The 1,339-nt window shown below is 70.4% G+C and carries 1 protein-coding gene; it reads left to right on the forward strand.

All coding sequences use genetic code 11. The features are described 5' to 3' along the window. Positions 1-610 precede the first annotated feature (610 nt). The coding region (locus AB0M52_RS33970; RefSeq protein ID WP_363961994.1) for a hypothetical protein at positions 611-1,339 on the forward strand (729 nt) is incomplete at its 3' end.

Raw genomic sequence — 1,339 nt, forward strand, 5'->3', positions numbered from 1 at the left:
CCGGTGGGGACCAGGTGCGCCGACGACCCGAAATCGCCGGCACCAGACACGGTGCCCGACGAGACCGCCGACAGGAAGAGTCTGCGCAGTGAGCGAGCATGCCGACCGCTGAGCGGGGTCCCGTCACCTGGCTGCAGCGGGGGTCTGGTCACGGTGACCGGCTCGGTGGGCTCGGCGTCGGGCGTAGCCGAGCAGGAGAGGGCGGACGTCCTGTCTGTCAGTCGTCGGCTTCGAGGGCAAGGTATTGCCGTCTGGGTCCTGGAACCAGGTGATACGTCCACCGCCGGCCCGAGCAGTGATGCCCGCGGCGTGACTGGACCGGGGTCGCAAGTTGCCACGTCTCTGGCGGCTGTCGCCGCTCGGTCAGGCACCCGACCGGCGGCAGATCCGTGCGCGGAGAGAAGGCACGGAGCCCTGCCAGCGTCGAGCCGAGTGGGCGATCGAGACGCTGCCTGCGCCACGTAGGGTCGTTCGGTGACCGCGTTTGACCGCCGTGCAATACGCCGCAGATCGGGGCGTCGCGGCGAGAGGTTGGCCGATCGGCGCACGCACCTGGAACAGCCGCAGAGGGGCCATTCCTGGTTGTCGAGGGACCAGTACGCTCGCCGCTGTGACTGACGCGCCAGAATTCTGCAGCGGTGACGAGGTTCCCAGTACCGCGCTGGTGGAACGTGTGCTGGCCGAGGCTGCGGAAATGCTGATCGTTGAGGCGTCCGTCGACGAGCTCGACCGGCCCGACGCGGCCCGGATTGTGGTGTCGGGCAAGGAGATTGCTGAGCTGACCCGGTTGCTGGCTGTCGTGGACGGCGGCACCGGAGATCGCTGTCGGTGCATGGGATGGCCGACGATCCTCGTCTCTGATGCCGCTGGCCGCGAGATCGCCCGCTGGACGCTGCACCATCAGACGGGTATCAGAGGCCTCGGACGGTGCGACGCGGACCTGCGTGACGGCCCTGCCCTGACCGACTGGCTAGCTGGGCACGGCTTGACCAGATCGCGTGAGGTGCAGCAGACGCTAGCCCGCCAAGCGGCTGAGGACGAGGCGCGTCGCGTCCAGTGGGTGAAGGCCGCGCCGCTGGCTCTCGCCGAGGCTGCCGAGGCGGCGTCGCGCCGAGAGACCGGCGCGGAGGAAAGGCTCGCCGACCTCGTAGCCCGGCGGTACCCCGACCCCATCGAGCGCATCCGCACCCTGCTGGCGTGGGCTGGCTTCCCGCCTCGCCACACGACCGCGATGGGTGGCACGCACCCCGACGAGCCGATCGCGGCGTTCGCGTGGCCGCTGATCCTCCAGGCCGGCGGGCTGGCCGAACTCGCCGGCACCCGGCTGCAGCTCACCGAC

It is taken from the genome of Micromonospora sp. NPDC051296 (assembly GCF_040682255.1).
Taxonomy (GTDB): Bacteria; Actinomycetota; Actinomycetes; order Mycobacteriales; family Micromonosporaceae; genus Micromonospora; species Micromonospora craterilacus.